The organism is Propionimicrobium sp. PCR01-08-3 (genome assembly GCF_030286045.1).
Taxonomy (GTDB): domain Bacteria; phylum Actinomycetota; class Actinomycetes; order Propionibacteriales; family Propionibacteriaceae; genus Brooklawnia.
Map to the genome: position 1 here is coordinate 230,097 of NZ_CP127390.1, position 22,650 is coordinate 252,746.

Sequence of the window (22,650 nt, forward strand, 5' to 3'; positions counted from 1 at the left end):
GAGAAAAAGTAGATGCGGGAGATGATGAAGCAGGCTTCGGTAAACGCTGCTGCTAAAAAGCACATTATTTACGGCGTAACCGTAGGAACCAGTGCATACACCCTTCTCAAAGGGCAGTTGCGTTGGCTGCAATCGCAAGGGTGGTCGTGTTCTCTCGCTACGACCCCAGATTCTCAGGCTATCCTCGCGGCGAAGTCCGAGGGCGCCATTCTTTGTCCGTTGCGGATGTCGAGGCCGGTAGCACCTCTATCCGATGTTTTAGCGCTGTTTCACTGGCTCCGACTGATATGGAGAGTAAGACCAGACGCTGTGAATGTCAGTACTCCTAAAGCTGGTCTTCTGGGATCGATCGCCGCGTTTCTGCTGCGAGTTCCTAAACGGATCTATGTTATGCGGGGACTGAGATTAGAAGGTTCGCAAGGAGCCATGGCGCGGTTGCTTTGGGTAATGGAACGTATCACCATAGCCTGTGCAACGGATGTCATTTTTGTGAGCCCGTCCTTGGCGTTGGCGGCCGCAGATCTCGGACTCAGCGCGAACGATAAAGGATGGGTTATTGGTGCTGGGAGCAGTAACGGGGTAGACGCCGCGCGTCTAGAGGTATCTGCAATTGCAGATGCCGAATTTGTCACTCGAGAATGCCTTGGCTTCTCGAATAGCGATTTCGTAGTCGGGTTCGTTGGTCGTATAGCACCTGACAAAGGGATCGACATGTTGATCCGAGTATTTCAGAGCCCGGCTTTACCTAAGAACTTCAAGCTGCTCGTTGTAGGAGCGACAGAAGATGCTGAGCTCAGCGCCCGATTGTCGGCCCTCGGCAGCCGCTTACACGTGACGGGTCGGGTGAACAATGTCTCGGGATACATGGCCAAGATGGATGTTCTTTGCCTTCCCACTAGACGCGAGGGTTTCCCAAATGTCGTACTTGAAGCGGGCGTGATGCGGATACCTGTCGTGGCGACACGTGCCACCGGAACTGTAGATGCTGTGGTGGATGGTGAGACAGGGCTGCTAGTTGAAATCGATGATGACGGGGGTCTTCTGCGAACTCTGCGAGCCGTAGCGGACGATCCGAATAGAGCTCGAACAATGGGGAACAACGGTTATGAGCGCGCTGTAAGAGATTTTAGTCCCACGCGAATATGGACAGGTTTGCTCGCGATCTTGAGTAATGACTATGGATCAAGTGATCTTCATTCCACATCTAGGTTTGTACAGAAAAATAGTCAGAAGGAAACATAGTGAAGGTATTAATCACCGGAGGCGCGGGGTTTATAGGTTCGAACCTTGTTCGATACCTGGGCGAGCAGGGCGACTGCTCAGTTCGGGTCTTGGATGACCTGAGCACCGGCCGCCGAGAAAATCTGCAAGGGGTAGCAGCAGACTTCGTCGAAGGAAGCATCCTTGACTATGAGGCCGTCAAGGAAGCAGCCCGAGGGATGGATTCCATCGTTCACCTCGGCGCAATCCCCAGTGTGCCGCGGTCAATTGCGAACCCCCGGGCATCCCACGAGGCCAACACAACAGGCACTTTGAACGTGCTTGAGGCTGCACGTGAAGTTGGTGTCGACCATGTTGTGGTTGCTTCCTCAAGCTCGGTCTACGGGTCGAATCCCAAATTGCCAAAGAGCGAGTATGACTGGACTCGTCCCATGAGCCCGTACGCGGTCAGTAAGCAGGCCACTGAGGGCTATGCGTTGGCTTATCAGTTCTCGTACGGGCTGAAGACACTGGCGTTCCGCTTCTTCAACGTGTATGGCCCGCTCCAGCCAGCTAATCACCCCTACGCGGCAGTAATTCCCAAGTTCTTGGATGCCGCGCTCAATGATCGGCCAGCGCAGGTACACGGTGATGGTGAGCAGTCACGAGACTTCACCTATGTCGATACTGTCTGTTCCGTGATTCATGAGGCCGTGCGACTCCAGATCCATTCACAAGACCCAGTCAATCTCGCTTATGGCACGAACACCACCTTGACCGCGCTGCTAACTGAGATCGAAGATCAGCTTGGGCACTCTGTCGCGCGCCAGCACACTGAACCGCGCACCGGCGACGTTCGCGCATCGCAAGCTGATAACTCGCGTGTCAAGGAGCTCTTTCCGGCCGTAAAACCGGTTGGTCTTCATGACGGTCTTGCGGCGACCATCGCCTGGTTCAAGCAGGAGGCGGACCAAGCATGAAGCTCGAAGACGTTCAGGTGGCCGTTGTCGGCTTAGGCTATGTTGGGTTGCCGCTCGCAGTGGAATTTGGCAAGCAAAGACCGGTCATCGGATTCGACATCAATCCTCAGCGAATCGAAGAGTTGTGTTCTGGTCACGATCGCACGCTCGAGATTGACGATGATGAGCTGGGCTTCGTTGACGTTCATTTCACCGTCGATGAAGCTGCCCTTGATGACGCAAACTTTTATATCGTGACGACCCCAACGCCTATTGATGATCATAAGCAACCAGATCTTAATCCCGTTCTTTCTGCGACGGAGACTATCGGTCGCCATCTTGTAGCGGGTGACATTGTTGTCTATGAGTCGACTGTCTACCCGGGAGCGACTGAGGAGAGATGTGTCCCAGTCCTTGAGCGGACGAGTGGGCTAAAATTCAATCAGGATTTCTTTGTCGGTTATAGCCCGGAGCGAATTAATCCCGGTGACAAGGAGCACCGAGTGTACAACATTGTAAAAATAACGTCGGGATCGACTCCGGAGACTTCTGAACTCGTTGATGCGCTCTATCGCTCGATCGTCCGAGTTGGCACACATCGTGCCCCATCCATCAAGGTTGCTGAGGCGGCCAAAGTTATCGAGAACACACAGCGGGACGTCAATATCGCCCTCATGAATGAGTTGGCGATATTATTCAACCGCCTGGATATAGACACCGAGGACGTACTCCAAGCAGCCGGTTCAAAGTGGAACTTCCTTCCGTTCCGTCCGGGATTGGTAGGAGGACATTGCATTGGTGTTGACCCCTACTATTTAACGTATAAGGCGCAGGAGGCTGGTTACCACCCAGAGATCATTCTCGCTGGCCGTCGGCTGAATGACTCGATGGGAACATATGTTGTATCACAACTAATCAAACAGATGGTGAAGCAAGGAATCCCGGTCCGGGGGGCTAAGGCGCTGATTTTGGGTTTGACATTTAAGGAGAATACGCCGGATCTGCGTAATTCTCGTGTAATCGACATCATTCGGGAACTCGAAGAATATGGCGTCTGCGTCGATGTCTATGACCCCTGGGCTGACCCAAGGGAAGCGGCAAACGAGTACGGCGTCTCTCTCATCGAATCGCCAGAGCGAGGCGCTTACGATGCAATCGTGCTCGCGGTTGCGCATAAGCAATTTGCCAGCGCGGGCGGCAAGGCACTCCGCGCATACGGACGTGAGGACAGACAAGTTCTATACGATCTGAAGCATGCTTTAAGCGCCAGCGAATCTGATGCACGGCTATGAGTTGAGTGCCATGCGAGAAGACATAACGAACTGTGACTTGGAGAGTGGTCACGGCATACCCATGCGGCGCGGACTGAGGCTGCATACACTCGATAAGAGCACCACAACGTGGGCAACCAGGTTCCTGTGGCACTCCGGACGCTAGAAGGAAAGTTTGCATGGAAGCCGAGACCATACTGTATGTTGGTGCATTTAAACTGCCTGATTGTAATGCCGCAGCTCATCGCGTTATAAATAACGCGAAAGCACTACGAGAACTAGGATACAAGGTTGTCCTCGTCCAGACGCTGCGCAACTCATCCAGTAAAGACGAGACCACTCGTATGGCCGAGCATTTCGGATTCGAATGCTGGGAGGTGGCGACGGCAGCTACACCAGTAGGCGCAGCAGCCTCCTTATTGGGTATTTCCGGGATAGCCAAGGTATTCCGGAACTATACAAATGTTCGACATGTAGTACTGTATAACTTTCCATCTATTGCAATGCTGCGAATGCGTCGCTACTGCCACAAGGTCGGTGCGACGTGTGTCGCCGATGTTACGGAGTGGTATGGCACGCGGAACAAATCTATCGTATACAAGATAGTGAAGGGATTCGATACAGCCGTTAGAATGCGTTTTGCGCATAAATGTATCGACGGTCTCCTGGTCGTGAGCTCGTATCTTGAAAATTACTATCACGGAAAAAATGTCCTTCGTGTTCCTCCATTAGTCGATATCCGAGACGAGAAATGGAATCGTAAGCGTTCGCGAAACGCGGGCGTTAAAACGTTGGTTTATGCCGGATCGCCCAGTGCAGAGAAAGAACGACTCGACGCTATTGTTGCGGCCGTGAGCGACTTGTCCGAAGATTATCCGATCCGGTTGAATATCATCGGAATAGACGAAGATGAATTCAGGACGATTTACGGTGAAAAAGAGTCCAATTATGATCCGGCAGTCATTAGCTTCTGGGGTAAAGTTTCTCACGCTGAGGCGTTGGATGCGGTGAAGTCCGCGAACTTTAGCCTCGTAATTCGAGATTCTAATCGAGTGACAGAAGCGGGGTTTCCGACCAAATGTGTAGAAAGCATAACATGCGGAACTGCCGTCATTGCTACAGCGCATCCCGATATTAGTCCGCTGCTTAGCCGCGGCAGGAACGGTGTAGTAGTCAATCAGGATTCTCTCGGGACGGAATTAGAGCACCTCATCACGTCTCATGACTCCGTGACGGTCGATACGCGCCTTTTCGACTATAGGAATTATCTCCCGCAGTTTGAAAAGTTCTTCGATAGTCTTTCGATGCATCGGTGGCGTCCTCAGAAGGAGACGCACAGGACCGAAAGGCGTGCACGTGTCGCACTACATATCATCATGCCGAATCAGGTGAGCGGGCCAAACACCGCAAACCGTAGAATATCTGAATCGTTTCTCAAGGATCGATACGATTTCCGTTTCGCGGTCCAGCGTTTTCACGCTAATTCGAAGATAAATGTCGCCCTAATAAGAGATCTTGTTACTCAGTTTAAAGAGATTGACCCGGACCTCGTACACCTTTCGGGGCTTCAGGGTGCGGCTTTCCATGCGGCTGTTGCTGCGCGTCTCGCGGGTTGTCGTACGGTGCTTATCACGATCCGCGGCTACTCCGGCGATCAAGTTGGGCTTGGGCGGGCTAAGCGATTCATATTTAATAGGGTAGTTGAGCCGATTACCCTGGCTCTGTGTACGAGGTTCTATACAGTCTGCGCAGATGCAGCTGACAGGAAAATTGTCGAACGCTATCGAGCCAAATTCGCGGGAGTGATCCATAATGCAGCTCCACAAATTGACTTCTCGGAGATGGCTGCCCGTGAGCGCTTGAGGTCTGAATTACATTTGGAAGATCGGGACTTTCTTGTTGTCGTAAGCGGCAGAATGGTGAGAGATAAGGGAATAGAGACAATCCTGCGGGCGATACCGCTACTGACGAATCCGAGGATTAGGGTAGTATTTGTCGGGGACGGGCCGTACTACGATATCATTTGCGATCGCCATCACGATTTAATCGACTCAGGGAAGCTATTCTTGTTGGGCAAGAGGGCCGACGCGGTGCAGGTCGCAGCAGGTAGCGACCTGTTTCTCTTTGCTACCTTGCACGAGAACCTATCAAATGCGCTGCTTGAAGCTATGTCAGTGGGGCTGCCGATAGTAGCCACTCGAGTGGGAGGTAATGTCGAAGTAGTCGAAGATGGACGAAACGGCTTCCTAATTGATGTTGACGACCATCTGGCGATGGCGGAACGGATTAATGTCCTGGTTAGTGAGCCTGAATTGAGATCAAGGTTTTCGCAGGAAAGCAAGGCGATCATTTTCGAGAAATTTTCCCAGAGCGTGATATATGAGCAGCTAGCGAGCTTGTATGATTCGATGCTAAAAAGATAGCTTGCGGAAAGGCAATTCATTGGCTTCGCGAAAGTATCTCCTGATCTCGGTTGCGAATTACGCAGCTCTGGGCTTCGGGCTCGGAAACAGCCTCGTACTGGCGGGGCTACTTTCCGAAGATGCGTTCGGCACATACAGATATGTTCTCGCTGTCCTGAACATGGTTGCGTCCGTTGCGAACTTCGGGGCCTTCTATTCAGCATCAAGGATACTGGTAGCGTGTGAACCCTCCGATCGCCCAGCCGTCTACTCGACAACTGTGGGTATGATGCTGGTCGCGTCCTTTCTGGTGTCGATAGGACTGATTGGCGCTTACTTCGTGATCGGTTCCTTTTTTGATCGTTCTGAGCCAGTCCTGCTGGCGGTTGCAGCACTGAGCTGGACGGTCCTTCTCCAGCGCACCTTTCAGTACATGTTGCGGGGATCAGGCCGGATCGCGGATATCGCTGTGCAAACGGTTCTCCCTCCTGTGACGATGTTTGTGTGCTATGCGGCTTTGTACTGGAGGGGGAGCGAGTCAATTGGATACCTGTGGGCGCTAGTCATCTACGGAGGGGCGTTCTGTGTGACGCACGTCGCGACGTCTGTACGACTTCGCGTCCGCCCCTTACCCGATTGGCACGCGCACCTGACCCAACTCCTCCAGGAGCAACGGAAGACCGGCCTGCCCGTGTACTGGGGGTCGCTGGCTTCGGTCGGTGCTTCGGAGGCGGTGGTCGTTGTAGCAGGTGCACTTTCCGACCCCTCTGAGTTCGGCTCCTATTCGCTTGCGTTGTCATTTGCGGGGCCTTTGGTAATGATCCCTTCCGCCATGGGTACCGTTAGGTTTGTGGAGGGCGCTAGCCAGCGGAGAATATCTGCGTCAGACCTGCGCTTTACTGTCGTACTTAGTTTCCTTGTTATGGTGGTCTTCTCGGCAGGAATGAGATACGTATTCCCTGTTGTGTACGGAGGTCGATACCAGGCGACGACAGCTTATGCGATTGTAATGGCAGTTGGTTTTCTGTTGCACGGGTTCGGGGACTATTTGAATCAGTTTCTGTTGTCTCATGGTCGTGGTCGGGAGCTGAAATACGCCGCGTTTGTCGCAGGCGGCGTTCAGGTGCTGTTTGCCGTGGTATTGATGCCCGCCTTCGGGATTTGGGGTCTGGTGGCGTCCCGGGTGTTGTCTAGCGCAAGTTACGCCGTTTTCCTAATATGGAGATATCGACACGAGTTAGGCAAGAACTAGTGTACTGGCTGGTAATAGCTTGGGACAACGATAGGTAGGTTTCGCTATGTCAAACATGCCGATGCGTTATGTGGTGATGTATTTGTTCTTCACGTTGGCCGCATACCTGGTGTCCTACGGCGCGGATCTTTCCGTCAGAGTCGTGTTTTATGTTACCGCTTGCTTCGTGGTTCTCGCCTTTGGCGCTCACGGACGCTTGGCTTTGAGATTGCGTGATCCGGTGTCTTCGGTCACTACTAGGAGAATTCAGGCGTTGGTGACGGCCTCTGTGGTCGCTGTCGTCCTCATATCGTTGGTGAATATCGCTACGTTTTATAGCGATTGGTCGTCGGTCACGAAGTATTTGCTAGATCCGTCTGCTGCCTATGAGTATGTGAAGTTACGCAGACGTAATGAGGATTTTAATAGCGTAGGTCTTTCGTCGTTCGCGGGTGTCCTGCTCACTTCTTTGAGCTTCTCTCGTTACATGTTGGTCGGCTTTGCGATCATGTTCTGGAATCGACTTAGTCGACAGATACGATTACTGGTCTTATTTGCTCTTGTTGTGTATCTAGGTCAGTGTTTTCTTATTGGGGCGATGGTCAATATTGGTTCGTTGTTAGCAAGCGCATTCCCCTTCTTTCTCTATCGCGTTCGCTCAAGGGCGGGTGTTCCTTCCGGAGGCTCAAGGCTGTTTATGTTGATCGTACTCGGTGCGGGGCTGGCGACGATGATGTATTTCGTGGGATCGCGAGGAGAATTCGGAGGCAATGCAGATTTCGGTGAGACGATCCGTTCCGGAGCGAAGGGTCTTCTCTTCTACGTTTCGCACGGGTATGAAGGGCTTGCTCACTGCCTGGATCTGCCGTTTGAGCCTACGGGTGGGCGCACCTTGTTTTATGGTTTCTCAACTACTTTGTCAACTGATTCTAGTTGGTTCGCTCATAGCTACCTTGGGAGAAGTGAGGAGGCTTTCGGCTGGAGTGCTCTTCAGGTGTGGTCTACGGCATTCCCTTGGATTGCTTCAGATCTGACCTTTTGGAGTGTCCCAGTATTGATGTTATTTGTGGGGGTCTTGTCCAAGAAGCTCTGGTCGGAGGGGGTGCGTTTCGACAATCCATTCGCTTTGCTCGCGCTCGGCCAAATCATGATATTTGCGGCGTACATTCCTGCGAATAACCAACTTTTTCACACCTTCGGTAACAGCGTTGGCGTTCTCGCTATCTTTATCATGTATACCGTGTCGGTTAGGAAAGGACGCACTATCGTGTTACGTGAGGGTTCTCGAAGATAGGCTACCTGTTTGTTGTCTCGGGTCGTCGGAGGGGATGATTCTGCGGGAAGCCCGCTTCACTGAGTGATCATGATGAGAGTGTCTTAGGAGGCCTTGGCCTGTCGGCGCTTAGTACGCATTGGTGGGTCGATGAGATTTACGTCGAATTACTGTATTCAGTTTTGCTGGGTGATGTTGCCGGATTAAGGAGTCGGGATAGGGTGACGATTTGAAGCGTTCAGGTTCGCGCCATTTGTGGTTTTCGGTCGGTTATCGTTGGTTCCGCAATCCTCCCCACTGTTCATAGCGGCGATGCGTCCCGAGAATGAACGAAACTGCGCGATGACTGCAATCCGGAATGAAGTATTCCTGTGGCAAATGCGTCTGCGAAAGTGGCTGCGAGGTGACGTATCGGACACCTTCAACTACGTTTTCGGGATCGAGCCCGGTCATCATGGTGGTGCCGGCATCCAGGGCTTCGGGGCGTTCGATGGAATCCCGCAATGTGACTGCGTGGAAGCCAAGCATGGTTGATTCCTCGGCGATGGTGCCGGAATCTGACAGCACGCAGAATGATTCGAGCTGCAGCTTGTTGTAATCGTGAAAGCCAAGTGGTTTGTGGAAGGTGACGCCGGGGATCTCGCGTCCAAGTGCCTCGAGACGCTTGCGGGTGCGAGGATGCGTGGATACCAGCACTGGCAGGCCGAATTGCTCGACGACGGCGGTGAGGCAGTCCAACAACGCGTGCAGCCGCTCAGGACTGTCCACGTTCTCTTCGCGATGCGCACTGACCAGGAAGAACTTGCCCGATTCCAGGCCGAGATCTGCGACCACGGTTGAGGCATCGATCGCGGCACGCTGTGCCTGGAGCACCTCGAACATCGGGGACCCGGTGAGCAGGATCGTCCTGGGGTGAATGCCTTCGCGCAGTAGATTGCGCCGGGCGTGCTCGGTGTAGACGAGGTTGAAATCGGAAATGTGATCGACCATGCGCCGGTTGGTCTCTTCGGGCACGTTCTGGTCGAAGCAGCGGTTGCCGGCCTCCATGTGGTAGACGGGAATCCGCATACGGCGAGCCATCAGTGCTGCGATGCAGCTATTGGTGTCGCCCAGCACGACTACGGCGTCCGGCCTTTCGGCGATGAGCACTTTCTCCACTCCGCTGAGCACACCACCGAGCACCGCTCCGAGACTGCTGGTGTCAACGTTGAGAAAGTGGTCGGGTTTGCGCAGGCCCAGATCTTTGAAGAAGACCTCGTTGAGCTCGTAGTCGTAGTTCTGCCCGGTGTGCACCAACACGTGATCGACAGTGGCGTCGAGGCGCTTGATCACTTCGGATAGGCGGATGATCTCGGGCCGGGTGCCGACCACCGTCATGATCTTCGTCATGCACGTTCCTTATCGAGGTTGACGGGCTCCCAGAAGGTGTCCGGGTCATCAGGGTTGAAGGTCTCGTTGACCCAAAACTGCGTGATCACTTCGCTGTCGCCGGTGTTCGTGATGTTGTGAATCCAACCCGTCGGCATGTCGATGATCTGCGGCTCGTCCCCATTCACATCGAACGCCACGATCTCGTCGGTATCCACCTTGCGCAGCGCGATGCGGGCTTGACCACGGATGACGACAAAGCGCTCGATCTTGCGCAGATGATAATGCTCGCCGCGGGTGAAGCCAGGATTGGTCGACGAGACAAAGGTCTGGCCCTGCCCGGACGCCCAGCGGGCGACTTCGACGAGCCAGCCTCTCTCGTCGCTATGCCGGGCGAGAGTAATGGGGTAGTGATCGGGAAACAGTGCTGACCGGTAAGTGTTGAACAAAGCGATCTCGAATGGGGTGTTCAGTTCGGGTATCTCGCCGGCCTGGCTGTAGGTCTGGTGGAAGCGGCACAGATCGTCCCAGATCGTTTGCACGCTTGTCGCCGCACCTTCGGGACGCTCGGTGCGAGCGGGGCCCTCGAGAGCATCGATGAACACCTGGGCTGCCAGCTGAGCATGCAAGAGACTGATCGGACGATCGTCGATGGTAGGGGCGTCGCCGTCGATGACGCGCGCGACAAACGTGGCGACGAACGAGTTGTAACCGGGGCGTCCGTACTCGCCGAAAAGATTCGGCAGCATGACGTTGACGAATGGGCTGCCCCAGCGGTTGGACGCAGATTCGAACGCCTCGGCGGCGGCAAGCTTGCCCGTGCCGTAGGGAGTCTCGTTGCCGGCCTGAATCGAATTCGCGTAGACGATACGAGGCCGCACGCCTTGACGGTCGGCTGCTTCGATCACCGCCTCGGCGAGTGCGCGATTGCCTTGGATAAGTTCGGTATCGGACGCGCGATTGATGCCGGCGAGATGAATGACGGCATCGGCGCGAGCGATCTCTTTGTCGAGATCGGACCAATTCGCCTGATCAAGCACGGTGAAGGTGTGCTTGGTCGTGGCGCGCAACCGTGCGCGGAGGTGCCAACCCAAGAAGCCGGCACCTCCCGTGATCAGGAGGTGCATGCGCTCATACTAGCTGTGAATATCACGCTTGCCGGACCGGGGTTTACCAGGGGAGACGGCTGTGCTTCGCGCAATACCTGATCTCTGATCTGCCTGGTTAGGGATCGGGCGAGAGACGACAGCTGCTTTGGGCAGGAGGGCTCTCGCTAGTCTTGCCCGCTCGGAACTATTCGCTAATACATGTAAGTGTGTGATAATCACACGCATGGACAAGGTGTTGCTCGGTCAGCGGATTGCCCAGGCCCGGGATGACTGTGGGATGACGCAAGAGGGGCTGGGCAGAGCCGTTGGGCTTGATCGCTCGGCAATTTCGCGGCTGGAGAACGGTGACCGAAAGCTCAATGTCTCTGAATTGGTGCAGATCGCAGAAGTCTTGGGCCACCCGGTGGCGTACTTCGTTGCCGATCCGGTGCCCGCAGTGGTGAGTCGTCGCAGGGACATGGTGCATGCTCACGCGACTACTCGGCAGGTTGACGTGGAGCTGGAGCAGTTCGCTTCGGATGTTCGGGCGTTGCTGGCACAGAGCTTGTTGTCGGCGCGAGAACGAATAGTTCTGCATTCTCCGCAGAGTCATGCTGATGCAGAGAATGCAGCCATCAAGGCCCGGTCTCTTACCTCTCTGGGGTCGGGGTCGATTATCGATCTAGGCCAAGCGTCCGAGGAATTGGGCCTGTACACCTATGCGGCGGCGCTCGGTGAACAAGGCGCGGACGGTGGCTGCGTGGAGGTCGAATCTGCATCGGGTGCGGTCGGTGCGGCGGTCGTGAATGGCGATGTTCCGTCCGGTCGTCGGCGTATGACGTTGGCGCACGAGCTTGGGCATTGGATCTTCGGGGATGCGTACGATTCTGAAGTATCGGTAAATAGCGAGCAGATGATCAACTCTTTTGCTATCCATTTCCTCGCCCCTCGGGCGGGTGTAACTCTGGTCTGGAACGAGCATCAGGAGTGGGGGATTCGTGATCGAGCGCTGGCGGTAGGAGCAGAATTTCGACTGAGTTGGTCGGCTGCCGTCAGCCAGCTGCGAAATCTTGAGTTGATTGACGGTGACCAGCATCGAAATCTGAGCGAACATGAGCCGCGACGCGGGGAGTATCTGCGGCTTGGGCTTGCATGGACAGAAGAGCTGGGCGCGCCCTATCTTTCGCCTGCGTTCACGGCTGCGGTTATCAACGCCTACTTGAGTGAGCGGTTGACAGCCGATCGATCGATCGAGCTGTTGCGCGGCACGCTCAATGCTGATCAGCTTCCCGAGCGTAGTGGCGGTTCTGTCGAGGATCTTCGCCGGTCTTTTGCTGGTCACGAGCATACCCGGAAACGCCCCTCTACTGTACAAATAGCCGGAGGGCTACTAGACAAATAGCAGGCATTCTGCTGATCAGTTAGCAGGATCTGTTTTGTGTAGGTAGCAGGGTCGCCGCGTCCGTGGCTAGCACAACGGCTAGCACGGTCCCGTTCTTCTTCAGGACGCGTAGCGGTCCAGGTGTGGTGGGCCATCCTTGCGGGGTGCTGGTGTCGAAGCCGCGCGGCGATGGTCGTGGATGATCTGGTCAGCACCGGAATGTATCTTCCCATCTCCTCAGGCGAGAGCCTCTTCACATGGGCATATGAGCAGGGGCTTCTTCCGTAGGACATGAGCTGTCGGTCGTCGGTAAACGATGGGAAGACCGGATATATCACCAACGCAGTGCCGGGGTTTACCAGGGGAGACGGCATGGCAGGATATGAGCGGAGCGGCTAAGAGCTGGCCTACCCCAGCATCAATCGAAGAAAGTGATTCGCGTGTTCGAGAACAAGAAACTGCTGATTACCGGGGGAACAGGATCATTCGGGAACGCGGTCTTGCGCCGTTTCTTGGAATCTGACATCGCGGAGATCCGGATCTTCTCTCGTGACGAGAAGAAGCAGGACGACATGCGTAAGCATTACGCGAGCGACAAGCTGAAGTTCTATATCGGTGACGTGCGGAATCTGCAGGCGGTGCGTGAGGCTGTGCGTGGAGTCGATTTTGTCTTTCATGCTGCGGCGCTCAAGCAGGTGCCGTCGTGCGAGTTCTTCCCGATGGAGGCTGTGCGCACGAATGTGATCGGCACCGACAATCTGCTGACGGCTGCGATCGACGAAGGGGTCGGACGCGTGGTCTGTCTGTCGACGGATAAGGCGGCCTACCCGATCAATGCGATGGGTATTTCGAAGGCGATGATGGAGCACGTGATCACGGCGAAGTCGCGTACCGCTGATCCGAAGCGGACGGTGATTTGTTGCACGCGTTATGGCAACGTGATGGCTTCGCGGGGCTCGGTGATTCCGTTGTTCGTTGATCAGTTGCGGGCCGGCGAGCCGTTGACGGTGACCGATCCCGAGATGACTCGGTTCTTGATGAACCTGGACGAGGCAGTCGATCTGGTGGTGTTCGCGTTTGAGCACGGGAACACGGGGGATCTGTTCGTGCAGAAGGCGCCGGCGAGCACGATTGGGACGCTGGCTGAGGCTGTGAAGCAGTTGTTCGCACCGGAGGGCGAGGTGCGGGTGATCGGGCATCGCCATGGGGAGAAGATGCACGAGACCTTGATGACCGAGGAAGAGTTGGCCAAGGCCGAGGACATGGGGCATTACTTCCGGGTGCCGGCGGATAATCGTGATCTCAACTACGGGAAGTACGTCGAAGAAGGGGAACACATCGTCGAGCGGGTCTCGTATACGTCCGAGAACACAGAGCGGTTGGATCTTCAAGGCACGATCGACAAGCTGCTCACGGTGGACTATGTGCGTCAAGAGCTGGCCGGGGTCGTCGGACGCCAAGAGTGAGGGGGCCAGCCGCTTTGCCCCGGGGCAGCGCCAGAGAGCATCTTCGTCAGAGAGCCGGAATTACTGACTCAGCTGGAGACATCGACCTGTAACCGTACGAGTTCACGGTCGACAAGGTCAGAGGCGGTTGGGGAGTAGATCGTGACGATACCGGCAGACGGGGCGGTCGCCCGGCGCAGACATGCGCTACGCGCTATTGAGGAAGCCCTCCCTCACCGGACAAGCGTCATAATGCTGGCAATCTTGCGAGTCTTTGTTCGCATTCCGGGCAGGTGGGCATTAACTGGGCCAATCCTGCCTGATGCGTGAGTGGTCTGCCTGGCCAGACGCGAAAAGGTTAGAGCAGATCTGCAAGTTCGTCGGTTGCAGAAGCAGTCGTCTGATTCTGGTGTGCGAAGCGCTCGGCGAGTTCGCGGCGATCGTGTTGGCGTTGTTCCTCGAACTTGATGAGTTCGTTTATGGGAATGCGGCGGTCGCGCCCGACTCGATCGAAAGCAATTTGTCCTCGGTCGAGTAGCTTGTAGATATGAGTTCGGCTCATGCCAAGGCGTTCAGCGGCCTGATTAGGAGTGAGGGTTGCGGAGTCATCACTGATGATGATTTCGTCTCCGCTACGCATGGGCCCCAAGAGTTCTCGCAAAAAGTCACCTAGTTCAGGAGCGATGGATGCCGCGTAGCGCTCAAGGTCGTCCAACTGGTCGCTGGGTACGTTCGCAGTGTCGAGGGTCTTCATAGCATGTCCCAAACGTCATAGGTGGCACAAATGTCACAGATGACACTACGTCATCATCGGGCTGATCCGCAAGTGGGCAACGTGGCCTGAGCGTGAAGTGCAGATGATTGGGCATCGTCATCCGGAACGGCCCATAGTGGGATCAGGTCTGGTCGTGCATGCTCGCGGACTCTCGGCTTGATCGAGTCTCGGGGTACGAGGTCGACATCTGTGCCCAGCAGGTCCTCGTGCCGGCTACAGCGACTCGTTTCATGACGCATGGCGTTCCAGGTATTCCCGCAGCGCATCTCGGGCGACATCTGAGGCTCGTCGGCCTTGTGCTGCTGCTACCTCGTCCAGCCGGTCCCGGTCGGTTTGGGAGACGCGCAGGTTCAGGGCGGGTGAGTGTCTGCGGCCTCCACTCAGTGAGGGCCGTCCGCTGCGGCGCTCTGCGTGTTCGGCTAGCTCATTGGCACGTTCGGTGGTCAGCCGACGGCCACCGACAACGAATTCTTCTTTGTCGAGGTCGATATCCTGCACGGTTACTTCGGGCCCAAATGTGGTGGGCCATCCTTCGGGGAGCCGCTTGCTGGTCATCGGTTCCTCCATTTCATGGGCATTGCGTGAACAACGGCGTATCCGGGGCCTCGATCGTCTTTGACGATCCCGAGTTCGATGTCGAGGCCGGTGATGTCGGTTCCTTGATAGATGGCCATGTCGCCGTCCATTTCGATGAATACGGATGTTGCAAGGGCTTCGCGGATCCGGCGGTTCGATAATTTGTGTTTGCGGGCGGTGCTCGTGATCCGTACCGGCCCCATATGGCAATTGTGTCACACATAACAAGCGCTAGGCAATACGCAACGGGACGAATTGTGCCTGCTGTATTCAAGTGACAGTGCTGCGAGGCCTGAATCTCCAGGGCGTCGAACACCTCGTCGGCATCTTCGAAGCGGCCTTGTCCGGCTCTGCGGATTTCAGCTGCCTCGTTCAATGCCTCCACCGATCGTGCGTTGGGTTCCTGGTAGCTGAGATTCAGGGGGATTCGATGGGCGGGCCAACATGAGCGTCCGCGAGGTTGGGTCAAGGCCGGACGCTCTCGGCTATGGCATGGAATTTCGGCTTGTGGAGCACAGCTCACAACGCCGGACGATTCTGTGAGAACAGTTGACTTCGCATAAGCTTCTGTCATCACTACGTCGTGGAGAGAGTACCTGGCATGGAGTTGACCGATTATCTCCGGATTCTGCGCAAATACTGGCGCAGCATCACGGCCATCACGCTTGTTGGCGTCCTAGTCACTGCGGTGTTCTCGATGCTTACGAAGCCCACCTACACATCTAACACCTCGATTTTCATCTCGGTGAGCTCGGTGTCGACGGTCGGCGACTTGAACTCAGGATCCACCTACGCCGAGAGTCAGGTGCAGTCGTTCGCGAAAGTGGCGAAGACCGACATCGTCTTGCAGCCGGTCATCGACGAACTCGGCCTGCAAACGACTCCCACTTCGCTCGCAGACGATCTGACGGTCACCGCTCCGACCAAGACGGCCACCCTCGACATGGCAGTAGTGGGCGATACGCCTGAATCGGCAGCTCAAATAGCCACCGCTATCGGCAAGCAGCTCGTCGCGACGATCGACGCGCTGACGCCGCCCGGGGCGGACGGTACCAAGCCGGTCGTTGCCACGATCATTCGTCCGGCGCAGATCCCCACCTCGCCCACCACGCCGAAGACGATGCAGAACATCGCGCTCGGGCTGCTTCTGGGGCTGCTCATCGGGGCCGGGCAGGCGATCCTGCGCGACATGCTGAATCAGAGCATTCGCGGCGATCGCGACATCGAGCGTGTCACCGATGTTCCCGTCATCGGGCAGGTGCCCAATGACGACAACGCCGCCGCCTATCCGCTGATTCTCAACTCCGATCCGCATTCGGCGCGGGCAGAGGCGTACCGCAGCCTCCGCACGAATCTGCAATTCCTCGGGCTGGATAAGGGCAAGCGAGCGGTAGTCGTCACCTCGTCGGTGCCCGGCGAGGGCAAGACGACCACCGCGATCAATGTGGCGTCCACGATCGCTGCCGCAGGCGAACGCGTGCTGGTGATCGACGCGGACTTGCGGCGTCCGGCAGTTGCTAAATATCTGCATGCCGAGCCGAGCGTCGGGCTGACGACCGTGCTGATCGGCGAGGCAGAACTCGGCGAGGTGATTCAGCCGACCAGCGATTCGCTGATGGACGTGCTGGCCTCCGGGCCGGTGCCGCCGAACCCTGCCGAGCTGCTCGGTCTTCCGCACATGCAGCAGCTGATCGAGAACGCGTCCAAGCGCTACGACACGGTCATCGTCGACGCTCCGCCGCTGCTGCCGGTGACCGATGCCACCGTGCTGTCGAGGATTGCGGACGGCACCCTGGTTGTGGTGGGAGCCGGGGTTGCCAAGCGTCCGGAACTTGATGCCGCCTTGGAGAAGCTGGACATGGTGGACGCGCGCATACTGGGCTTGCTGCTCACCCGGGTGAATCAGCGCGACTCGTCGACCTACACGTACGAATACACCTACGGCCCCGATTCGCCGAAGGCCGGCCAGACCAAGATAAAGACGCGGACGAAGAATCCGGGCGGTACGTATTCGTCCGGTGCCGAGCATAAAACAGGACGCCGGGCGGAGCGCGAAGCCCAGCCGGTGCAGTGATGGCGATGGAGCCCGTTCGTATCCTGGCTGTTTGCACAGGCAATATCTGCCGGTCGCCCGCAGTCGAGCGACTGCTTGCTGCGCGGTTGGGTCCGGCTGTTGACGCCACGAGTGCGGGCACCGGTGCCGTCGTCGGCCATTCGGTCGCTGAACTGATGGCGCCGCTGGTGGAGAGCGCGGGGGCCTCCGTGGACGGGTTCGAGGCGCGGCAGATTACGCCGGCGATGGTGAAGGCTGCGGATTTGATCTTGGCATTGACCGTTGATCATCGTGCCAAGGCCGTGCAGCTGGCGCCGGCGAAAGTGCTGCGCGCGTTTACTCTGATGGAGTTCGCGCGGATCGTGGGTTCGCCGGACTTTCCTGAAATACAAGCTGTTGGTGTGGCCGACCGGTTGCGGGAGATGATCACACTTGCCGCGCCCCGGCGGATGCTGGGTGCCGGCGTGGTCGACGATGACATCCCGGACCCTATCGGCAGGTCGGCGGAGGTTTACGCGTCCTCGTTCGAGATGATCCGCAATGCAGTCGACGTGATCGTCGCGGTGGCGCGTAGTTGAATTGGCGATCGGCGTGCAGTCAAGAGCAGCACGATTATGCCGAGATTCCCAGAGCGTCGAATACTTCGTCCGCGTCAGCAAAGCGAGACTTGCCGGACGCAAGGATTTCCGCCGCCTCCTTCAACGCCTGGACAGATTGCGGGTTCGGCTCCTGATAACTGAGGTTCAGCGGGATTCGGTTTTCTCGGACCATCTGACGGTAGAAAGCTCGCGTGACGGAGGACAGGTCAAGGCCGCAATCTTCTACGATGCGTGTCGCCTGATCCTTCGTTTCTTCATCGACCCGTACAGTAATTGTTGCCATTTGTACCCTCCTTGTGTGACAAAGTCGATTATATGCTTTACCCGTCGATTGTGGGAGAGGGTCACTCCTGCTGCGCCTCAGCGAATATTGGCGCAGGTGAGGGCCAACGTGATCACCATGTCCGTCGGCTGGTGATTCTAATTGGGTCCTACCTTCGCTGATGCGATCGGTTCCCAGACAGTGAAGCGCTTCGCCGATCGTGCCGAAGCGTGTCTCATCGATACGCCGCGCTCGTTCTGAGTCGCTCTTAACCTTTAGCAGACCGCGGATCTATAAAAGATTATGCGCATATCCTTTAATAGACCCGCGTCCCGGCACTCCGCAACCCGTGACGGCTCACCGTCTGAGGGACAGACGTGTCGATGACTCCGCTGTATCTCGTTGTTTCCGGAATGTGTTGTCTAGCCGAGGGGAATGGAATTGGCCACGACGCTGGCGAAAACTCCGGAGCCTTGGGCGTTGGGGGTGCCGTCGATTTCCAGCAGGTTGTCGCGGGACGCCTGGTCTTGCGGGAACCCGGAATGCACGTCGATGATCGCCAGGCCTTGGCCTTCGGCCCAAGCGGCAATGGCGGCGACTGTGGCGTCCTGCTGGGCTGCGGTCGCCGACGGGTCAGGGTTCTGCAAAACGACTGCGACCGGCACTTCGGGTGACTGCAGGCGGACGGCGTCCAGGATGGACTGCATGTAGCCCGCGATGGTATCGGCGGTTTGCACGTGTCCGTAGCTGAGTATCACGGCATTCGCGGGCTGCCAGGCCTGCACCACGCGGTCAGGTTCGGTGGTGATCTCGGGGCTGCGGACGCTGGCATTCCACACGGTCAGTGGATTGCCGGACGAACTCATCTGCATCGGGGCACCCCACACGGCGGCGTCACGATCCCAAACCACATAGTCAGTGGCGCGTGATTTCGCCAGATAATCCTGCGCCCACAGGGAGACCCACTCGCCATCGTCATTGCCGGTGCCGTCGCCGAAGACCATCACCGAATCGCCCCCGGTGAGCGCTGCGGCGAACTGGGCGAGCTCGGGCGAGACGGTTTCAGCGGCCGTCGGTTCAGCGGTCTCGGACGCTTCGGTCTCCTGAGGAGAGACAGGGGTATCGGCGGGCTCCGATTCGGTGGACGCCGGTGCCGACGAGGTGACGGGAGTGGCGCTCTGGGCGCTGCCCCGATACTGCAGCAAAGCGAGCACCGCCACGACCGCGGTGACCACTGCAAGCACAACCAACCCAGTCAACGACAGGTTCAATGCTCGGTGCCGACTACTCACGAGGTTGATCTTAACCAGAAAACACCTGGCGCCATGCACCTGATCACCGGAGTCTAGAGGCGCCCTTGAGGTTTGCTACTTCTGCGCACGCGCCTTCTTTGTGGGCCCGCCGACCGCCGGAATGCTGCCGGATTCGTAGGCTCCCGGAGCGTCCACGATCAGCACCGCGCCCTCGGCCGACTCGACCATCTCCTTAGGTGCGAATGCCCTGGCGATGTGGTACATGACGACGGTGACGATGGTGCCCAGAGCGATGCCGCCGAGCGTGAAGTCTTCGGTGAAGTGGATGCTGACGTCACCGATGCCGATGATGATGCCCGCTGCCACCGGCACCAAGTTCAACGGATTACCGAAGTCGACCTGATTCTCCTTCCAGATCTTCGCGCCCAGCAGGCCGATCATGCCGTACAGCACGACCGTGATGCCGCCGAGCACGCCGCCCGGCGTGGCCGAGATGATCGCCCCGAACTTGGGTGAGAAGCCGAACAGGATTGCCACTACCGACGCCACCGCGTAGGCGGCCGTCGAATAAACCCTGCTGGAGGCCATCACGCCGATGTTCTCCGCATAGGTGGTGGTTGGTCCGGCACCGGCGAAGGTGGCCAGCATCGAGGTGACGCCATCGGCGCCGAGCGCGCGTCCCATGTAGGCGTCGAGGTTGGTGTCGGTCATCTCGGCGACGGCCTTGACGTGCCCGGTGTTCTCGGCGATCAGAGCGATCAGCACCGGGATCGCGATCAACGCGAAAGCGAAATTGAAGTCGGGAAGGTGAAAACCCACCACGTTGTCGGCGCTGCCGTACTGCCAGTTGGCCAGGTCGGTCACCGGGGGAAGGCCGATCCAATCGGCCTGGGCGACCTTCGTCCAATCGACGCGCAGTGCCTGGGTGATGGTGCCGTCGTCGGCGACCATGCTGCGCGGCCCGAACAACAGGTCGGCGACCCAGCTGAGGATGTAGCCGATGATCAGGGAAAGGAAGATGGCGATGCGTCCGGCGAAGCCCCTGAGCCCCACCGACAGGCAAATCACCACAACCATGACGATCAGTGCGATCCACTGGTCTTGCGGCCAGTAGGTTTTCGCGACCACCGGAGCCAGGTTGAAGCCGATCAGCATCACGACGGCGCCGGTCACCGCCGGGGGCAGCGCCTTGTGAATGACGCCCGAGCCCATGAAGTGGATGATCAGGCCGACGATGAACAGGCCGACACCGCACCAGAACATTGCGCCTGAGACTGAGTCGGGTTTGCCGCCCTGGGCGTAGATGGCGGTGGCGACACCCACGAACGAGGCCGAGCTGCCCAGATAGCTGGGCACCTTGTTCTTCACCACGACCAGGAAGATCAAGGTGGCCACACCGCTCATCATCACCGCGAGCTGTGGGTTCAGCCCCATCAGCAGCGGGAAGACGAAGGTGGCGCCGAACATGGCGACCACGTGCTGGGCGCCCAGCCCGATGGTCTTGCCCCAGGTCAACCGCTCGTCCGGTTTGACGACGTCGGTGGGCCCGAGGACCCCGTTGTTGTGCAGCTTCCAGATGGCCATTCGCGTCCCTTTCCAGCAGGGCAGTCTAAGGGGCGTTTGTTACAAGCTGCGAACTCAGCTGCGATCGGACGCGAGATTGTTGCCGTATCGCGCGCCTCTTGCCGATCAATGGTGGGATGGATTCATGGAATCAACTGTGGATGTTGAACTTGCCTACGGCCAAGGGTGGCTACCGGTCAGTCTTCCCGGCGATGTGGACGTCACCGTCGTCGAGCCGACCTACCATGCGGCGGTCTGTGACGAGGCGGCCTATCTTCGCGACGTTCTGGCGAACCCCGTTGCTGGGCCCAGGTTGCGGGACAGGGTGAGGCCCGGCCAAACGATGGCGATCTCGATGTGCGATCTGACCAGGCCGCAGCCCCGCGACCTGATGATCCCGGCGGTTCTCGAAGAGGTCGAGGGCATCATCGCCCCCGAGGACATCGTGGTGCTGGTCGCGACCGGCACCCATCGCGGCAATACGGACGACGAGATCCGGCAGATGCTCGGTGACGATTTTCCTGCCGATATCCGGGTGGTCAACCATGACGCTCGCAATCCGGATTCGATGACCTGGATGGGCACCTTCGGTGACGGCGTGCCGGTCTGGCTGAACACCTTGTGGGCCGAGGCCGACGTGCGGGTGACGACGGGGTTTGTGGAGCCGCACTTCTTCGCCGGGTTCAGTGGCGGGCCGAAGCTGGTGGCTCCGGGGCTGGCATCCTTGGAGACGGTGCTGACCCTGCACAACGCGGCCCGGATCGGTGACCCGAAGGCCACCTGGGGCGTCATCGACGACAATCCCGTACACCGGGATGTGCGCGCCATCGCCACCGGAACCGGCGTCACCTTCGGATTCGACGTGATCTTGAACCGGGAAAAGAAGATCGTCCAGGCGTTTTGCGGAGATCTGCTGCCGATGCATGAGGCGGCGCGGAGAGTGGCCCGCGAGATCGCGATGGAACCGGTCGATGGTCTTTTCGACATCGTCGTCACCACCAACTCCGGGTACCCGCTCGACCAGAATCTCTACCAGGCAGTGAAGGGCATGTCGGCCGCATTCTCGGTGGTGAAACCGGGCGGCACGATCATCTGCGCCGCCGAATGCCGCGACGGATTCCCCGAGCATGGGTCGTACAAAGGCGTGCTGGCTTCGGCGTCCTCGCCGGAGGAATTGTTCGCGGATATCTCGGAGCGGGAGGAGACCGAGCCGGATCAATGGCAGGTGCAGATTCAGGCGAAGATCCAGTCCGGCGCGAACGTGATCATGCACACCTCGTATCTCTCGGACGAGCAGCTCGCGCTGGCCCACCTGACCCAGACTCAGGACATCGGCGCCACGGTACGCGAGCTCTGCGCCCGAATCGGTCCGGACGCCCGGGTCTGCGTCTTGCCCGAGGGGCCGCTCACGGTGCCGTACGTGCGAGAAGGTCAGGGCAGAAGATCGAGCATTTGAGGCCTGGCCTTCATGGCGTGAATAACAAGTTCATTGCCGCTGTCAAAGACGAGGACGATCGTCTCAAGGAGGCGGCCATGAGCGTCGAAGCCGAGGCGAAGTTGACGCGCCGGCGACTCCTCATCGAGCTCGTCGATCCACAATGCCCAAGTCGCGGCGTAAGTGGAGTCCTCTGCGTTGATACCGTGCTTCAACGCGGACTTATGGACTTTCATGCCGCATATGTGGCTAGGGCTTCTCGCATGATCTCGGAACGAGTTTTGTTCTCTTCGCGGGCGCGCGCGTCAATGAGTGTCAATTCGTCTGATGTCAGCCGGACTGCTACAACCTGGGAAGGCTCAGCACCTCGGCCTGGGCGGCCTCGCCCCCGCTTCTTGAGAGCGGCTACATCAATGCCCTGTTCGGCTTCTGCTGCCCATGCCTCAATTTGTTCTTCGGTAACGGGGATGCCATTGATAGTCTCTTTTGCTCCCATGAGGTTATTGTATAACGAAA

Annotated in this window: 21 protein-coding genes; 11 read left to right on the plus strand and 10 right to left on the minus strand. The window is 57.6% G+C overall.

Annotation, left to right across the window (positions count from 1 at the left end; genetic code table 11):
• Positions 1 to 24 precede the first annotated feature (24 nt).
• The 6 genes from QQ658_RS01095 to QQ658_RS01120 all read left to right on the plus strand — a co-directional run bounded on the left by QQ658_RS01095 (position 25) and on the right by QQ658_RS01120 (position 8,357).
• Positions 25 to 1,242, plus strand: a complete 1,218-nt coding sequence (locus tag QQ658_RS01095) for a glycosyltransferase family 4 protein (protein WP_286027140.1) — start codon at positions 25 to 27, stop codon at positions 1,240 to 1,242.
• Positions 1,242 to 2,180, plus strand: a complete 939-nt coding sequence (locus tag QQ658_RS01100) for an NAD-dependent epimerase/dehydratase family protein (protein ID WP_286025850.1) — start codon at positions 1,242 to 1,244, stop codon at positions 2,178 to 2,180. The genes QQ658_RS01095 and QQ658_RS01100 overlap by 1 nt, the downstream gene beginning before the upstream one ends.
• Positions 2,177 to 3,451: a Vi polysaccharide biosynthesis UDP-N-acetylglucosamine C-6 dehydrogenase TviB gene (tviB, locus tag QQ658_RS01105; protein ID WP_286025851.1), complete on the plus strand. Its 1,275-nt coding sequence runs from the start codon at positions 2,177 to 2,179 to the stop codon at positions 3,449 to 3,451. Before QQ658_RS01100 ends, tviB begins: the two co-directional genes overlap by 4 nt.
• Positions 3,452 to 3,609: 158 nt before the next feature.
• Complete coding sequence (locus QQ658_RS01110; RefSeq protein ID WP_286025852.1) at positions 3,610 to 5,853, plus strand: glycosyltransferase; 2,244 nt, start codon at positions 3,610 to 3,612, stop codon at positions 5,851 to 5,853.
• Positions 5,854 to 5,872: 19 nt separating this feature from the next.
• Positions 5,873 to 7,084: a lipopolysaccharide biosynthesis protein gene (locus tag QQ658_RS01115; RefSeq protein WP_286025853.1), complete on the plus strand. Its 1,212-nt coding sequence runs from the start codon at positions 5,873 to 5,875 to the stop codon at positions 7,082 to 7,084.
• Between the two features lie 46 nt (positions 7,085 to 7,130).
• A complete protein-coding gene (locus QQ658_RS01120) occupies positions 7,131 to 8,357 on the plus strand; it encodes a hypothetical protein (protein WP_286025854.1) in 1,227 nt (408 codons plus the stop codon).
• Between the two features lie 249 nt (positions 8,358 to 8,606).
• Here the strand turns inward: QQ658_RS01120 and wecB are convergent, their stop codons facing one another.
• On the minus strand, positions 8,607 to 9,725 hold the full coding sequence (gene wecB / locus QQ658_RS01125) for a non-hydrolyzing UDP-N-acetylglucosamine 2-epimerase (protein WP_286025855.1): 1,119 nt from the start codon (positions 9,723 to 9,725) through the stop codon (positions 8,607 to 8,609).
• A complete protein-coding gene (locus tag QQ658_RS01130; RefSeq protein WP_286025856.1) occupies positions 9,722 to 10,831 on the minus strand; it encodes a polysaccharide biosynthesis C-terminal domain-containing protein in 1,110 nt (369 codons plus the stop codon). Before QQ658_RS01130 ends, wecB begins: the two co-directional genes overlap by 4 nt.
• A 205-nt stretch (positions 10,832 to 11,036) precedes the next feature.
• Between QQ658_RS01130 and QQ658_RS01135 the strand changes: the two genes are divergently transcribed.
• Together QQ658_RS01135 and QQ658_RS01140 are read left to right on the plus strand one after the other, a co-directional pair.
• A complete protein-coding gene (locus tag QQ658_RS01135) occupies positions 11,037 to 12,194 on the plus strand; it encodes a helix-turn-helix domain-containing protein (RefSeq protein ID WP_286025857.1) in 1,158 nt (385 codons plus the stop codon).
• 419 nt (positions 12,195 to 12,613) lie between these two features.
• The gene (locus QQ658_RS01140; protein WP_286025858.1) at positions 12,614 to 13,639 is read left to right on the plus strand and encodes a polysaccharide biosynthesis protein; all 1,026 of its coding nucleotides are present in this window, start codon (positions 12,614 to 12,616) and stop codon (positions 13,637 to 13,639) included.
• Between the two features lie 337 nt (positions 13,640 to 13,976).
• Here QQ658_RS01140 and QQ658_RS01145 read toward each other — a convergent pair whose 3' ends face one another.
• The 3 genes from QQ658_RS01145 to QQ658_RS01155 all read right to left on the minus strand — a co-directional run bounded on the left by QQ658_RS01145 (position 13,977) and on the right by QQ658_RS01155 (position 15,172).
• Positions 13,977 to 14,372 (minus strand): helix-turn-helix domain-containing protein, encoded by a 396-nt coding sequence (locus QQ658_RS01145; protein WP_286025859.1) that lies wholly within the window; start codon positions 14,370 to 14,372, stop codon positions 13,977 to 13,979.
• Between the two features lie 249 nt (positions 14,373 to 14,621).
• A complete protein-coding gene (locus QQ658_RS01150) occupies positions 14,622 to 14,948 on the minus strand; it encodes a ribbon-helix-helix domain-containing protein (protein WP_286025860.1) in 327 nt (108 codons plus the stop codon).
• Positions 14,945 to 15,172 carry a hypothetical protein gene (locus tag QQ658_RS01155; protein ID WP_286025861.1) on the minus strand — a complete coding sequence of 76 codons (228 nt, stop codon included), beginning with the start codon at positions 15,170 to 15,172 and terminating at the stop codon, positions 14,945 to 14,947. The genes QQ658_RS01150 and QQ658_RS01155 overlap by 4 nt, the downstream gene beginning before the upstream one ends.
• 398 nt (positions 15,173 to 15,570) lie before the next feature.
• Between QQ658_RS01155 and QQ658_RS01160 the strand changes: the two genes are divergently transcribed.
• The gene (locus QQ658_RS01160; protein WP_286025862.1) at positions 15,571 to 17,043 is read left to right on the plus strand and encodes a tyrosine-protein kinase domain-containing protein; all 1,473 of its coding nucleotides are present in this window, start codon (positions 15,571 to 15,573) and stop codon (positions 17,041 to 17,043) included.
• Positions 17,043 to 17,600 (plus strand): arsenate reductase/protein-tyrosine-phosphatase family protein, encoded by a 558-nt coding sequence (locus QQ658_RS01165; RefSeq protein WP_286025863.1) that lies wholly within the window; start codon positions 17,043 to 17,045, stop codon positions 17,598 to 17,600. The genes QQ658_RS01160 and QQ658_RS01165 overlap by 1 nt, the downstream gene beginning before the upstream one ends.
• Before the next feature lie 34 nt (positions 17,601 to 17,634).
• Here the strand turns inward: QQ658_RS01165 and QQ658_RS01170 are convergent, their stop codons facing one another.
• From QQ658_RS01170 to QQ658_RS01180, 3 genes are all read right to left on the minus strand, one after another.
• On the minus strand, positions 17,635 to 17,904 hold the full coding sequence (locus QQ658_RS01170; protein ID WP_286025864.1) for a type II toxin-antitoxin system RelB/DinJ family antitoxin: 270 nt from the start codon (positions 17,902 to 17,904) through the stop codon (positions 17,635 to 17,637).
• 401 nt (positions 17,905 to 18,305) lie between these two features.
• Positions 18,306 to 19,175 (minus strand): SGNH/GDSL hydrolase family protein, encoded by an 870-nt coding sequence (locus QQ658_RS01175; RefSeq protein WP_286025865.1) that lies wholly within the window; start codon positions 19,173 to 19,175, stop codon positions 18,306 to 18,308.
• Positions 19,176 to 19,250: 75 nt separating this feature from the next.
• Positions 19,251 to 20,720 (minus strand): uracil-xanthine permease family protein, encoded by a 1,470-nt coding sequence (locus QQ658_RS01180; protein ID WP_286025866.1) that lies wholly within the window; start codon positions 20,718 to 20,720, stop codon positions 19,251 to 19,253.
• 124 nt (positions 20,721 to 20,844) lie between these two features.
• On the opposite strand from QQ658_RS01180, the gene larA reads away from it, so the two are divergent.
• Positions 20,845 to 22,155 carry a nickel-dependent lactate racemase gene (gene larA, locus QQ658_RS01185; protein WP_286025867.1) on the plus strand — a complete coding sequence of 437 codons (1,311 nt, stop codon included), beginning with the start codon at positions 20,845 to 20,847 and terminating at the stop codon, positions 22,153 to 22,155.
• Here the strand turns inward: larA and QQ658_RS01190 are convergent.
• On the minus strand, positions 22,131 to 22,370 hold the full coding sequence (locus QQ658_RS01190; protein WP_286025868.1) for a hypothetical protein: 240 nt from the start codon (positions 22,368 to 22,370) through the stop codon (positions 22,131 to 22,133). The genes larA and QQ658_RS01190 overlap by 25 nt on opposite strands.
• Complete coding sequence (locus QQ658_RS01195; protein WP_286025869.1) at positions 22,367 to 22,630, minus strand: ribbon-helix-helix domain-containing protein; 264 nt, start codon at positions 22,628 to 22,630, stop codon at positions 22,367 to 22,369. The genes QQ658_RS01190 and QQ658_RS01195 overlap by 4 nt, the downstream gene beginning before the upstream one ends.
• Between the last annotated feature and the right edge of the window lie 20 nt (positions 22,631 to 22,650).